Origin of the sequence: Chitinivorax sp. B, assembly GCF_005503445.1 — a bacterium.
Classification (GTDB): domain Bacteria; phylum Pseudomonadota; class Gammaproteobacteria; order Burkholderiales; family SCOH01; genus Chitinivorax.
Map to the genome: position 1 here is coordinate 100,470 of NZ_SCOH01000007.1, position 13,854 is coordinate 114,323.

Sequence of the window (13,854 nt, forward strand, 5' to 3'; positions counted from 1 at the left end):
GTTGAGATGAAAGCTACTTAAATGGCAATCCAATACTGTCGACTACATGTTGATGGCATCGATTGCAACAACGGAATCTTCAAGCGCAACCCGCATCAGCAAGGCACGCATGCTGGCCTCATCCTGATTGTCCATGGCAATTTTCAGCTGATGGATCAAATCGGTGAGTAATTCGCCGGATAGACAAGGTTCATTCGCCTTCATGATCTTGGGTCGCCCAGTCGCCTGGGCATTGCTGCTGGCAATCAAAAGTTCTTCATACAGTTTTTCACCAGGCCGTAATCCGGTTACCACTATATCAATATCACCATTTGGATTCTCATCATCTCGAACTGCATGACCTGCAAGTCGGATCATGTTCCGGGCCAGATCCATGATCTTGACCGGCTCGCCCATGTCCAACAGAAAAATTTCTCCACCTGTTGCCAAGCTACTGGCCTGAATTACCAGCTCGACTGCTTCGTGAATGGACATGAAATAGCGGGTCACTTCTTCATGTGTAAGGGTGACAGGGCCACCTTGTGCAATCTGTTCTTTGAACAAAGGAATCACTGACCCTGATGAACCCAGTACGTTTCCGAAGCGGACAGCGCAGAAACGCTGATTTCTGCTGGCAGCTTTGGCTCGTTGCGCGTAGTCCTGAATAACCAGTTCTGCCCAGCGCTTGGTGGCGCCCATGACATTGGTAGGACGAACGGCCTTGTCTGTGGAAATCAGTACGAATGTCTCAACCCCAGCTTCATAGGCTGCCTGCGCAACGGTGAGGGTGCCCAACACATTGTTATTGGCTCCTTCTTGTACGTTCGCTTCAACCAGGGGCACGTGCTTATGTGCTGCTGCATGATAGATGGTCTGAATACGGTTTTCCGCTATCAGGCGTTGCACTAACCCTACATCTCTTGCTGAGCCCAGGCAGGGAACAATGTCGCAATCGGCTACCGCACGCAATGCGCGGTCAATTTGGTATAACGCATGTTCACTGGCTTCCAACAGTACTAAGCGGGCAGGGCCTACCGCTGCAATTTGCCTGCATAATTCCGACCCAATCGATCCCCCGGCACCAGTCACCATTACAGCTTTGCCACTGATACAACGCCCTAACAAGGCCGGATCTGCAGCAATCGGATCCCGTCCAAGCAAGTCGCCAATGTCTACTTCTCGAACCATATTTACCAAGTGGCGCCCACTGGCAATATCAGTCATCGCCGGAAGGATACGAACTCGCAGCGGATAACGTTCCAGCAAGCTGACGACATCACGTCGTCGGGCACTGGATGCCGATGGTAAAGTAACGATTACATCGTGAACATCGAAACGCTTGATCAACGTCCCGATTTGCTTCGGATTGTAGACGCGAAGGCCATCGACATCCTTACCATGCAGCGTAATATCATCATCGAAAAAACCAGCTGGAAACAAATCCCGACCTTTTCGCAATGACGCTGCCAATTGGCGGCCAGCGTCGCCTGCACCGTAAATGAATACTTGGCGACCGGCAAACTGGCTTCGAACCGGAAGCCAAAGTAGCCAACGTGCAGCAAAACGCGAACCACCGATCAAAACCATGCCAATCAGCCAATATAGGATAAGCACGGACCGTGGTACACCAGCCATTCCCGTTTGCTGTGTCATGAATGCGAGGCCAGCCCAGAGTAAGGTGGCCAGTCCCATACTTTTAATGACGGACCAGAATGCCTGTTCCCCAAGGTATCGAATGACGGACCGATAGAGTCCCAGCCGAAGAAAAACTGGAATGGCAAGAAATGGAGCACCAAGCATTAGACCAAGCTGAGCTGGATTCGGCTCGAAAAAATAACCAAAACGTAATGAGTAAGCTAACCATGAAGCGAAAAACAAAAGTACGGTATCTGTTACCAGCAGCAGAGTTTGCTTGAGTACACGCGGCAGCTTTACCAACTTTTGGGCGATACGTGATGGAATCAATTTAGGCATGATCAGGCCTCCCTGCACCAAGATAAATACAACCGATTACAAGCGGTGCATATGCTAGCAGCAGCCAGAGCAAGGGCCAATTGGGAAAATACAGGCTTGCCCACGCCAATGGTGCTAGCCAAAGAATATTGACTGCCAGGGTCAGGAGTGTAACCAAGCGATGTCCAGCTTTTCGATTGCCTTGCCAGCGTCGTGACAGATGCTGGTATGCGTGGCTACGATGGGCCTCATACCAGCGTTCTCCATGCATGACTCGGGTAAACAAGGTCACGGTGGCGTCGCTGACAAATGCCGCAGCTAGAATCAACCAGGATATATAACTCATCCATCCAGCGTGAATGGTCATTAATGCCAGTGTAAAGATAATGAAGGCAAGCCAGGTGCTGCCAACATCACCCATAAAAATTCGTGCGGGTGGCCAATTTAGTATTAAGAAACCTAATGTTGCAGCGGAGGTAGTGAGCATCAATTGTAGGATTAAGTTGCTGTGGCTGGCTGATGTGGTCAGCATTGAAAGCATCACACCTGTTAACAGCATTGATATTGCTTGAGTACCGGCAATGCCATCAATGCCATCCATGAAATTGAACAGATTTATCCACCAGATACCAAAGAAAATTAAAGCAACATTAAATAAGATGCCTAGGAAGGATAAGTCATTTGATCCTGATAATATGGGTTGGTAAGTGAAAGCGGTGACTAATAAAGTATTCAGAATGAGTTGAAGACCAAAGCGTAACCGAGCTGGGGCTGGATAGATATCATCAATTAAGCCAATAATGGCTAGTGGTAGGGCTAATATAAAGCCTATGAAAAGCTGCCAAGGCTGCGTAAATAGAAAATATGTGGCGGCGAGTGTCCCTGTAATTACAATACCTATCCCACCGCCGCCAGGTGTCGGTTTTTCATGGCTAGATCGATGATTAGGAATTTGTACTAGCTGCAGATGCTCGGCACGCTGAATTACCCAAGTGACGATTAGCCATGAAATTAAGATTGTAATTAATAGAATAAATAGGAAGTTAAAATTCATTATTTTAGAAGTTCAATTTATTTTCTAAAAACCATTCAACAGTACTGCTTAGTCCATCGTCTAGTGAATAAGGAGGTGCCCATCCAAATTGTTGTCGGATGAGACTGCTGTCAACAGCCAAGGAACTGAACAGGCGCTGAACTTCGGGACTTTTACCAACAATACTCGCTGGTAAGTTCATTATTGACCTTGGAACAGGAACTAGCCAAGCCTGTTTTTTCATGTAAATGGCCAAGCGGCGTATTAAGTCAGGGGTTGATATATTTTCACCGTCTGATACCAAGAATGTCTGGTCCGCTGCTTGTGGATGATTCAGTAAAAATATTATAGCATCTACTAAATTATGGACATAAATCAGGCTCCGTAAATTACGAATTGCTCCAAACGGAAGCGGGATCCCGCTATGTACTAACTGCATCAATCGTAAGAAGTTTGCCCCAACATTTGGACCATATACTAAAGGTGGGCGAACAATGACAACTTCCATTCCAGTCTCTTGAGCAATGGCCATTAGTCCTTGTTCAGCTTCCCACTTGGATACGCTATATGCATCGGATGGTCTTGGCGTATCTATTTCAGTAAAAGGATGATTGATCGTTTCTTCGCCGTTTACTTTGATGGAACTCATAAATAGAAAACGTTTTACACCAGTCTTGGCCGCTTGTCTGGCAAGTTGCAATGTTCCAAAGGTGTTGACTGCTCGAAATGCGGCAAGCGGGTCGTGCTCAGTGTCGTGCATCACATGTACACGAGCTGCAAGGTGAATGACGCTGTCGCATTCCGTTAAAGCTTGCGACCAATCTGTATCGGGTCCAATACTACCAATTGCAATGTTTTTGCCTTGATCATATTGTCTTGTAACCGGTGTAAAGTCTTGCCCAATTAAGTAGAGTTTTTGGCATAGGGCATTGCCTACAAAGCCATTCGCACCAGTAACGCAAATTCTATTGAACTTAGAAAGTGTGGATGTCAATTGTTCAAAATCTCATGATAAATTCTTAAGGTTGCTGTCAGTACGTTAGCTTCGTTGAATTCCGATTCAGCACGAGTCCGGCTGTTTTTTCCATACTCCTGACGTTTGACAGGATCCGTAATAAGTGTTCTAAGTGCAGATGCCAGTGCTGCAGAATTTCCGATGGGTACCAATAGTCCATTGAAACCGTGGGTCACAACTTCACGACATCCTGGTGCATCTGTCGTTACTATTGGTTTGCTTGAAGCTGCAGCCTCAAGAAGTGCTTTGGGTAATCCTTCTCTATAAGACGGTAGGCAAACTATATCGGATTGCGCGAAAATAGCTTTCATGTCATCACGCCATCCCCAATACTCGACAATCTGCTCAGAAACCCATGCATTCAATATGTCTTCTGACAAGGAAGCTGGGTTTTCCGGGTCCGGGGACCCAACTAGGACGAAACGAGCCTTAATACCTTCCTGCTTCAATTGACGAGCAGCATCTACAAACTCGTGCACACCTTTGTCTTTCAACATACGAGCAGGCAGTATTACCATACAGGAATTATCACTTCTTGCTTCAGTATGATAATGATCAGGATTAATGCCAACGCCTCTGATAATTCGGATTGCTGATTGCTTAACCAGCTTTCTTTCAATCATTAATTGGCTATCGTCATTATTCTGTAAAATTAGAACATGATGATTTCCACTCAGCGCAGTACGTAATAACCAACTGACAACTGGACGGATTGTTTTGGCTTTGATTGAGCTGGATGTAAATACAAAACCCAATCCCCCTAACGCATTTACAACTCTAGAAATACCCACTAGTTTCGCTGCAAGACCTCCAAAAATCACAGGCTTGATAGCAACATGATGAATTAAATCTGGCTTCAGATTTCTATAGAGTCGTATAAGTCTTCCAAAATAGGCTAGCCCTTCAATAATTCCTAGTCCAGCACGCCTAGCTGGTAAATCGATTAATCCAATACCTGCAGAGCGAATTATATCAGCATGCTCATTTATGCGTGTAATAACTGAGACTTGATAGCCTGCTGTAAGTGCATTTTTCGCAAGAATAAGGCGATGTGAAACAAAGTACCAGTCCTCTGTGACTACAAATACCAAGTGAGGACGAGGCAAATCTATAGAAGACATAAACGTGAAATCCCAATAAGGCATCTACTACTTTTCAAGTAGAAAATACCTATCTTTACTGGCTAGAGGCGCAGTAAATAATGCAAGCAGCCTAGAGGCTGAAACCTAGGGTGACATAGTTCATAGGGTAGTGCATATCATTTGGAGCCTTGTCAAACAACATCCCGATAATGGGTATGCCATGCTTGGAACGCTAAGACATCCCACAATAGATATTGCCAGTTGCGTTCACCCGATTGATGTTCTTGCCATGCCTTTCTGACTAGTTCAGCATTGAAAAAACCATCTGCTCGGAGTTTAGTTTCATCCAATAATTCCTCACCCCAAGCTCGAAGCGAGCCCCTTAACCAGTGGTCAATTGGAATACCGAAGCCCATTTTGGGACGCTCGATGAGTGTACGCGGAACATAGCGGTACAGCACTTGGCGGAGTGGCCATTTTGACTGCCCTTCCCGCCTTAAAATAGCAGTTGGCAATGTCCATGCGAACTCTACAATACGATGATCTAGCAGAGGAACTCTGGATTCCAAGCTTACACCCATGGAGGCGCGGTCAACTTTTACAAGGATGTCATCAGGAAGATAACTCATTAGATCAAGGTACATCATGCGATGTACAAAGTCCGGCAATGCTGGGCCATTTTCAAGCCCTGTCAACATTGTTGGTGGTTCAATGGCGCCCGGAACGATTTTGCTCGGATCCTGCCAATGTGAAACCAATTGCCGATAAACATCGTCTTCGCTTCTTAATGCAAGCACACTAGCCAATTTGTGTAGCTTATCGCCAGGATTCTTAAAACGATATCTAGATGGAGCCAGTTTAAGAGGAAGGGCCAACGCGCTGTCCCATACACTAGGCTTCACTGCATGAATGGCTGCGGCGCCAGCGGAACGTATAGTTCGAGGTAGCATTGACAGGCGGCCCCACAGTTGTTCCGAAATGGCATAGCGTGAGTAACCTGAAAAAAGTTCATCACCTCCATCACCAGATAGAGAAACAGTGACATCCTGACGTGCTAGTTTTGAAACGAGAAATGTTGGAATTTGTGAAGAATCAGAAAAAGGTTCGCTATACAACTTGGGAAGTTGTGGAATAACATCAAGCGCTTCTTTGGGGGACACATACAGCTCTGTGTGAGCTGTTCCCAAATGTGTAGCTACAGCCTTGGCATGTACTGCCTCGTTGTACCCTTCTTCATTAAAGCCTATAGAAAATGTACGAACTGGCTGAGTACTCATTGATTGCATCAGCGCGACGACTGTAGACGAATCAACCCCTCCCGACAGGAATGCTCCTAGTGGGACATCTGCCATCATTTGTCCAGATAAAGATTGGCGCAGTAAATACTCTAACCTATCCACCACTTCTTCGGGTGAACCCTGAAATGTCGATGCTTGTCCTGTCGCCGCAATTGACGCAGCATCCCAGTAACATTCAATTTTGGATTCTCTACTGCCACAGGTCAAAGTCAGCATGTGTCCTGGGCGCAATTTAGAGACGTTCCGGAAAATTGAGTAGGGGGCAGGTATATAGTTGTGGCGCATCATAAGCGCCAAAGCATCCCGATTGATATCACCCTTCCAATGAGGATGCTGATATAGCGCAGCCATCTCGGAGGCAAATACCAAAGTATTACCTAACCAACCATAGTAGAGTGGTTTCTCGCCCAAGCGATCTCGGGCCATGAATAAGGTACGGCTCTCACGGTGCCATAGAGCAAAAGCAAACATGCCAACACACTTTTTAAGAGCTTCATGCACCCCATAAAGTGAAATAGCGGCTAACAATACCTCGGTATCAGAATGCCCCCTCCAGCCATTTGACCAACCATTTGCTTCAAGTTCTTTGCGTAGTAATTCGTGATTATAGATTTCACCATTGAATGCAATGACCCATCGGCCACAGCTTGATTCCATTGGTTGATGACCCATGGGGGAAAGATCGACGATGGATAACCGGCGATGTCCCAGTGCAATGCCCTTTGGCAGATCCAACCAAATTCCCTGATCATCTGGACCTCTATGAGTAATGGCGCTTGCCATACGAGATACCCATTGTTCTGCATCGGATGGAATTCCAGCCCAATCAATAAACCCTACGAAGCCGCACATTCTTTATGTCCTTCTAAAACAAAACTGTGTCGTGCTGCCCAGTACCATACCGCAGACCATATAAATAAGATAGTAACCATTAATATTAATAATGGATGTATGGTCATGTTGGCCTGTAATTGATATTTTCTGTTGTTATGAATTGGAGATGAATTGTCTGTCGTGGAAAAGACGATTCCTCTATCTTCGTATAAGCATTTTCCATTACCTTGAAATACAATTTCCTCAATTTTTGAATTGCATGAAATCATTGAATGACTATTCTCGAATAGCTTTACTCCGTATTGATTGTTTATGGTATTGGTTCTTGAGTCTTCAATTCTAATAGCGCCGGAGAATTTGTGTTGAGGTATTCCAAAGTAATATGTATTTCCCATGTGTAAGCTAATGTCTTTCGTATTTATATCAAAATTTAATGGTTTTTCTGATATATTTCCAATATTGAAAGTAATAATTGAAGTCAATAGCAATGGAATTATGGCGACAAGAAGAATTACTCTCTCTTTCTGATGGTGGGCTATTTGAATTTTCAATGAAAAGCTATTTGAAATAGCACCAGAGATAACTATGACAATAGCAGCAACAGAAGGCACGCTAAGTAATATGTCATGAGAAAAGAAAGATGCACCTAAAATTGCAACAGCAGAAGGGATGCATGATTTGCTATTTGAGATAAGCACAAGAAATATAACAAGGCTCGGTATTATTATCCAGCCCAGATGTCCAAAGGCAACGGCAAATAAGACAAAGCTATTATGTGGGCCAAGTTTAAATGCCTTTTCCAAGCCCATGCCAAATGAAGGGGCAGATTTGTATGCGTCCAGTGATTGCTTTAGGAGCATTGCACGTGCTACTGCGGAATTAGTGTGCTCGATATCATTAAGTGTGGGATTGGTAACTGTTTCTGGCTTAGTTGGTAGTATTCGAACATTGTCATTGGGGCTACTAACGGGAATCTCCGCTTTAAGTCTTGATTCTTCTGAAGGTGATAATGTATTTTCCTTATTCTCATGCCACATAGCATTTGCGGAAATTAGTCCTTGTAAGGCATTTTTTGTGGCTACGCCAAAAGATTTATTGTTCGCATAGGCAAACGTTATTGTAATAAGAACAAATATAAAAGAGAGAATAGCTGGTTTCAGGCCTTCTCTAATTTCCTTTATTTTCGACCTATTAATTGTTATCATTCCTGACAATAATGCAAGAAGGCCGATAATCATTGTAGTTCGAGATAGTGTTACATATATTGCGCCGGAGGTAAGTAGAATAACAGCAGCTCGCCATTTCAATTTAACTGACCAGATTGATCCAGCTATCCCAATTAGTAATGATATGGCTGCTATATTTGGATTTATAAAAATTGACGCAGCTCTTCCTGTTGTGCTAGTAAAACCATCGAGAAAGCATGCGTCCAAAAGGCAGTAAATAGACATTAAGCAAACTAATGCAATAGCATATTGAGCTACTAGGCGCACACCAACTGCACAAGATATAACTGTAAAGGTAAATATTGATGCAATTCCGACTATGTAATTTTTAGAAATAGAGTCAATTGGCGACGAATTTAGAAAAATGGGAAGTATTAAAATTAGGCTTAAAATCAATAGATTCAATGCAATTCTTCTTATCTCTTGATTGTAGATAACGAAAAAAATTGAAAGAAAAGCACTGGCTCCATATGTAAAATAAATAATGGATGAAATTGATTTTGGAGTTGATTGTAATTGAGAGCTAATATAGGTCAGTAATCCTGTTTGAAATAGAAATAAATAAATTGTTAGTAAGGCAATGCCGAATCTTTCTGTTAGATGTCCTGGCAAAATTACTTTATTTATATTAGCTATTTTCATGACGAGGGCTTTGATATAGGTTTTCATGACTGTTCACCATTTCCGCAACTGAGAATCTACTAATGACTAGTTCAGTGCGTTTTCTTGATGAGATAGATGGTAAACATTCTTCGCCAAGAATTTTTCTAATTCCATTTGCAAGCTCTATCGGATTTTTGGGTAAAACTAATTCACAACCTGGCATTCCATACAATACTTCAACATTCCCACCAACCGACGTTGCAACAATTGGTAAACCAGCAGCCAATTTTTCTAACAAAGCATTTGAACATCCTTCTTCATGTGAAGCCATAATGCCGATATCCATGGCGCAGAGAAGTATATTTACATCATTTCGACGCCCCATGTAGGTTATTGCCTTGTCTACCGAATGCATATGCGCAAATTTCTTTAGCTCACAAAGTATTCCACGATCCTCCCCTATTAAGTATAAGTGAACATTGGGGTTGGTTTTGTATATTATTGAAAAAGCTTCTATTAAATCTTGATGCCCCTTGTATGGAATAAGGTTTGCTACAGAAACTAATGCGATCTGATCATCTACAATGCCTAAATTATTTCTAATCTCATTTCGCTTTGGGCATTCGACGTTATTTCCAGAGAAATGCAAGCCGTTATATATAAGTCTAATTTTTCCGGGATTTACTTTATCTCGAGATATGGTGTCGTCGACCACCGCTTGTGAATTTGCAGTAATTGAGGTGGAGCATATATTTGCAATTCGATCACACCATTTCCACCATGGATGCCGATCTTGATGAGTTCCTAAAGCGCGGCGAGATGTGATAACTGTCTTGACTCCAAGTAATCGCCCTGTAAGAGCTCCCATAAAATTTGTCAGTGGTAGAAACGCATGCAGTGCATGTGGTCTTAACGTGAGTGTAAGCCAAAACAACCGCCACTCTGCACGTAGTAATGAGAAAACCTTTTTCCAGCGTGAAGCCTGGGAATTATAACCACCTGTATGGATTTGAACCCCGGCGGCCATCAATAAAGCTTTTAAGGGGCCGTCATCTTCTAAAGAGAAAAGATGAGCCTCTCGACCTCGCTTAATCAGCTCACTTGATAGCATTAACAATTGGTTTTCAGCACCACCTATGTTTAATGAACCAATAACGTAAAGAACCTTAAGAGGAGATGCACTCATTTGGGTATATCCGGAATATGTTTAGCGTGCGGATTCATTTTTTCGTTCTGCAATGACATTTGCACAGACTCTTTGCCATTGAGTGTAAATCCTATCAGATGAAAACCGCTCTGCAACTAGTTTGGCTTCTTTGCCTAAGCGTTCTCGCTTTTTCTGATCATTGGCAAGTAGTTTTAACGCATTACTCAAGGCGAGTATGTCACCATTGGGTATGAGCAATCCATCTGTTTCATGACGGATAATATCTGCAGGCCCACTATTACAATCGAATGCAATACTTGCAAGCCCACATTGCATTGCTTCCAGAAGAACATTTGGAAAGCCCTCATAGCGAGAGCTTAGTACAAAGATGTCCCCATTCTGTAACCAGGACTCAGGATCGGTCTGGGCTCCAGGGAGTTTAATATTTTTATTCAAATTTAACTGCTTTATGAGTAATTCAAGCGAGCTACGTTCTTCACCTTCACCTAAAATTACAAGCGACCAGCCTTGTAGAGCTAAGTCCGTGTTAGCAAACGCACTAATTAAAAGGTCAAATCCCTTTTGAGGAGACAGCCGGCCTACCCCAAGGATTATGTTACCTGGCGGCATATTGAGTGGGCGTTGGCTGCGGGAAACAAAAGATGGTCTCACCGCGTTCGGTATGATATGTACCTTTTGAGAGGGATACCAATCCTTGGCCCATTCTGCAGCACTTGTTGTTTGAACTATCAGCCGATCTGCAAGTTGGTAACTGAGTCTGCGCAGAATATCCCAACTCTTACCAACTCTATGATGTCTAGGATCAATGCGTTCCGAAATAATTATTGGTATTTTGGTGAAGATAAGAGAAAGTAAAACACGAATATTTGTAAGGTCAATGAAGCTTATTACAATATTAGGGGATTGTAATGTTACTTCGCGGCGTATCATTCTTAGTCGTTGCAGAGAACTAACGATGCTGGTCAATTTGTTATTTGACGGCCACATTATATTTAGTCGAATTCGGGAGACGGAACTTGATAACTTATATCTATCTTCCCGCTCTCCTTCAAGTGTGACTAGCGTGACACGTATTCCTTGAGCTACTAGGAATTCAGCAAGGTCTACCATTACTCGTTCAGCCCCTCCACCACCTAGGCTTGAAATAATCAACATAATGTGAAGTGGGGTTACTGGGCTGTATTGAGTTGTATCCATTCAGTTGCCTTTAATAGCCTACATGCAAGTATAAATAGAAATAAGAACGTTGTTACTCGAATGACAAATGCTATGAGTGTATCGGTATTGGTTAGTAATTGCCGTAGTATTAATTCTGAAGTTATTGCAGGTGCAATAATTAAGAAGCATTTTGTAATGGCATTAATGCTCTGTGGTGGGATGCCTGACGTTGAAAAAAACTTTTTGAAATTGAAAGTAAAGAAGGTTAGTACGAATATTTGTGCAATTAAGGGTGAGAGTACTATGTTGGTTATACTGGATGTACTGGCGCCTGCAAAACACATTAGACTAGTGAAGATTAGCGAGATAAGCGATGAAATTGAAAGTAAATGTGGTCGCTGCATTGCTTGAAACAGCTTTGCATAGAAAGTTGCTAATGCAAATGGGAAGAGTGAGAGAGTTAAAAGAGTCCATGCCTGCCAAACGCTATTACTTAATGTCTGATCGAATTTGCCACGACTAAATAGCGTGCTGACAGTTGACTCACCTAAAAACACAACACCACTTAGTATAAATAAACATACAAGCAGTGTGGCTCGACTGATTTTCCAGAATAGTCTGACGATCTCATCATGCTGTTTTGTAGAAAGTAAGCTTGCCAAGTGTGGTAGTAGTACCGTACTAATCCCAATTATTAAAATCTGAGTTAGTGCACTATGTAGCCTGGATGCATATCCATAAACTGCAACGGCACCCTCTCCAAGCCTTGAGCATGCAATTTGAATGAGAACAATCGTTCCATTTGAAAGAACAACTGAGGGCAGAGTTGGAATGGCGAGTTTAAGCGTAGCTTTGACTTCTTCTATTACACCCTTGGGTAGTAACAGAATTGCTAAACCAATTCTGTTGTATGCGTAAAGCATAAAGAGGAGTTGGGTTATCCAGCCAAGTATTAGCGTTATCAGCAGCGTGTTAAGGTTGTGTAGTGGCCATAACCAAAGCGCAAGCGCGGATACTATAGCATTGAGGACAGGGGCGGCAGCGGCGGCACCAAAGCGATTATGGCAATTTAAGACTAAGCCTAGGAAGTCAGAAAGTACGGTTGGAACCAAAGACCAAATTGCAATAGAAAGTGCAATATCAATCATTGGTTTACGCGGATCACCGCTGATTGGTACCAGAATATCGGTCAGTTGTGCCTTTGCGATAAAAATGACAATTGACAGTAATATGGCAATTATCAAAACAACTTGGCCAATTGCTACCCGAAATGTATTGGCAAATTCTGGATTTTCGTGATTTAACGCTATGTAGCGACCAACAAAACCTGATTGCAACCATCCGCTGATGACCCCAGACAGTAGTGTGGGTGCGGCAAGTGCAAGGTTATATGCGTCAACTTCACCGGATGCGCCAAAAAAATAAGCAATAAGAGCGGTACGCAAAAATGCAAATACCTGCGCAATAATTGTAAAAAGCGAAACAATTCTGGCATTGCTCAGCATTTGCTTTCCTGGTTGCGGCGATCATCCGGCAATTAGCTCATTTTCTGTCGAGCCTTAGATCATAGTGTTAAGATCGGTAGTCGTATTCTTGAAATGAGAAATCGTTTCTCATAAAACATAAGAAAATTTTGCTTTTAGGATTTCTTTGGAAATATTCTATGATGTTACTTTGTAAATTCTACCATTCGATCAGTCTTGTAAACAATCATCGCTGTTAACGGTAACCGAGGCCGATAAATTCGAACTTAGCTCAAGAAACATTTATAACTGCAGAACGTGAAACAGCCCACATTAAGTGGGCTGTAGTATTCTGGTGGCCAAGGGCGGAATCGAACCACCGACACAAGGATTTTCAGTCCTCTGCTCTACCGACTGAGCTACTTGGCCTTCGAGAGGTCGCCATTAAATACTATGGGGCTGTTTGAGTCAAGCTGTTTTTACAAAATAGTGAAGAAAAATGGATGGGGTCGCCTAAGAAAACGTTTGTGCAGATGGATGGCGCCGTCGCATTTCGTTGAGCATGCCTTGAAATTGCTCGGAAATTTCATTTTTGATGAAAGCAAGTCCGATACCAGGAGGAATCCATGTGCTTGGGGTGCTGACCGAATGAAATGTGATATGTGTGCCGGTGTTGTCGTGACTTAATTGGGTGATGCCTGTCATGGCGCGTACGTTGCCGCTGATGCTTTTCGAGCGGATCTGGGTAATGGGTTTGAGTTCAATGTCTCGAGTCGATTCAAAACCAAAGCTGAGCAAGCCAAAGTGTGCGCGTCCTTTTTGTTGGACGCGTATTTGGTCGCCATATCGCTCCACAACATTGCTCTCCTGAACGTTGGGAACAAATTGAGCCATGTGTTCAAAATCGGTCAGCACAGCCCAGGCGGCGGCCTGGCTGACATCTGTCACCATTTCGCAATCCACGACGATGTCCTCCCCTTGCTTGGTCACATGTACCGTCACCGGGGATTGGGCGTTGGTGTCTGCGGTGACGGGGTTGATC

The 13,854-nt window shown here is 43.4% G+C and carries 10 protein-coding genes and 1 tRNA gene; all 11 read right to left on the bottom strand.

Features of this window, described 5'->3' with window-relative positions; genetic code table 11:
* Positions 1-42: 42 nt before the first annotated feature.
* Positions 43-1,953: a polysaccharide biosynthesis protein gene (locus FFS57_RS06465; protein ID WP_137936946.1), complete on the bottom strand. Its 1,911-nt coding sequence runs from the start codon at positions 1,951-1,953 to the stop codon at positions 43-45.
* A complete protein-coding gene (locus FFS57_RS06470) occupies positions 1,946-2,986 on the bottom strand; it encodes an MraY family glycosyltransferase (protein ID WP_137936947.1) in 1,041 nt (346 codons plus the stop codon). Before FFS57_RS06470 ends, FFS57_RS06465 begins: the two co-directional genes overlap by 8 nt.
* Before the next feature lie 4 nt (positions 2,987-2,990).
* The gene (locus FFS57_RS06475; protein WP_137936948.1) at positions 2,991-3,959 is read right to left on the bottom strand and encodes a UDP-glucose 4-epimerase family protein; all 969 of its coding nucleotides are present in this window, start codon (positions 3,957-3,959) and stop codon (positions 2,991-2,993) included.
* Positions 3,956-5,125, bottom strand: a complete 1,170-nt coding sequence (locus FFS57_RS06480; RefSeq protein WP_249383922.1) for a glycosyltransferase family 4 protein — start codon at positions 5,123-5,125, stop codon at positions 3,956-3,958. The genes FFS57_RS06475 and FFS57_RS06480 overlap by 4 nt, the downstream gene beginning before the upstream one ends.
* Positions 5,126-5,253: 128 nt before the next feature.
* Positions 5,254-7,212: an asparagine synthase (glutamine-hydrolyzing) gene (gene asnB, locus FFS57_RS06485; protein WP_137936949.1), complete on the bottom strand. Its 1,959-nt coding sequence runs from the start codon at positions 7,210-7,212 to the stop codon at positions 5,254-5,256.
* Positions 7,197-9,089: an O-antigen ligase family protein gene (locus tag FFS57_RS06490; RefSeq protein ID WP_137936950.1), complete on the bottom strand. Its 1,893-nt coding sequence runs from the start codon at positions 9,087-9,089 to the stop codon at positions 7,197-7,199. The genes asnB and FFS57_RS06490 overlap by 16 nt, the downstream gene beginning before the upstream one ends.
* Positions 9,049-10,209, bottom strand: coding sequence for a glycosyltransferase (locus FFS57_RS06495; RefSeq protein WP_137936951.1), 1,161 nt, complete (start codon positions 10,207-10,209; stop codon positions 9,049-9,051). The genes FFS57_RS06490 and FFS57_RS06495 overlap by 41 nt, the downstream gene beginning before the upstream one ends.
* A 21-nt stretch (positions 10,210-10,230) precedes the next feature.
* Positions 10,231-11,388 carry a glycosyltransferase family 4 protein gene (locus FFS57_RS06500; RefSeq protein ID WP_137936952.1) on the bottom strand — a complete coding sequence of 386 codons (1,158 nt, stop codon included), beginning with the start codon at positions 11,386-11,388 and terminating at the stop codon, positions 10,231-10,233.
* Positions 11,361-12,854, bottom strand: coding sequence for a murein biosynthesis integral membrane protein MurJ (gene murJ / locus FFS57_RS06505; RefSeq protein WP_137936953.1), 1,494 nt, complete (start codon positions 12,852-12,854; stop codon positions 11,361-11,363). The genes FFS57_RS06500 and murJ overlap by 28 nt, the downstream gene beginning before the upstream one ends.
* 311 nt (positions 12,855-13,165) lie before the next feature.
* Positions 13,166-13,241 (bottom strand) — tRNA-Phe (locus tag FFS57_RS06510).
* An 84-nt stretch (positions 13,242-13,325) separates the two neighbouring features.
* A complete protein-coding gene (locus tag FFS57_RS06515) occupies positions 13,326-13,802 on the bottom strand; it encodes an SRPBCC family protein (protein WP_171013673.1) in 477 nt (158 codons plus the stop codon).
* Between the last annotated feature and the right edge of the window lie 52 nt (positions 13,803-13,854).

Excerpts from the sequence above, each read along its gene's own strand:
- FFS57_RS06490 (WP_137936950.1), bottom strand. The coding sequence starts at position 9,089 with ATGAAAACCTATATCAAAGCCCTCGTCATGAAAATAGCTAATATAAAT.
- FFS57_RS06465 (WP_137936946.1), bottom strand. The coding sequence starts at position 1,953 with ATGCCTAAATTGATTCCATCACGTATCGCCCAAAAGTTGGTAAAGCTG.
- FFS57_RS06500 (WP_137936952.1), bottom strand. The coding sequence starts at position 11,388 with ATGGATACAACTCAATACAGCCCAGTAACCCCACTTCACATTATGTTG.
- asnB (WP_137936949.1), bottom strand. The coding sequence starts at position 7,212 with ATGTGCGGCTTCGTAGGGTTTATTGATTGGGCTGGAATTCCATCCGAT.
- murJ (WP_137936953.1), bottom strand. The coding sequence starts at position 12,854 with ATGCTGAGCAATGCCAGAATTGTTTCGCTTTTTACAATTATTGCGCAG.
- FFS57_RS06470 (WP_137936947.1), bottom strand. The coding sequence starts at position 2,986 with ATGAATTTTAACTTCCTATTTATTCTATTAATTACAATCTTAATTTCA.
- FFS57_RS06495 (WP_137936951.1), bottom strand. The coding sequence starts at position 10,209 with ATGAGTGCATCTCCTCTTAAGGTTCTTTACGTTATTGGTTCATTAAAC.
- FFS57_RS06480 (WP_249383922.1), bottom strand. The coding sequence starts at position 5,125 with ATGCCTTATTGGGATTTCACGTTTATGTCTTCTATAGATTTGCCTCGT.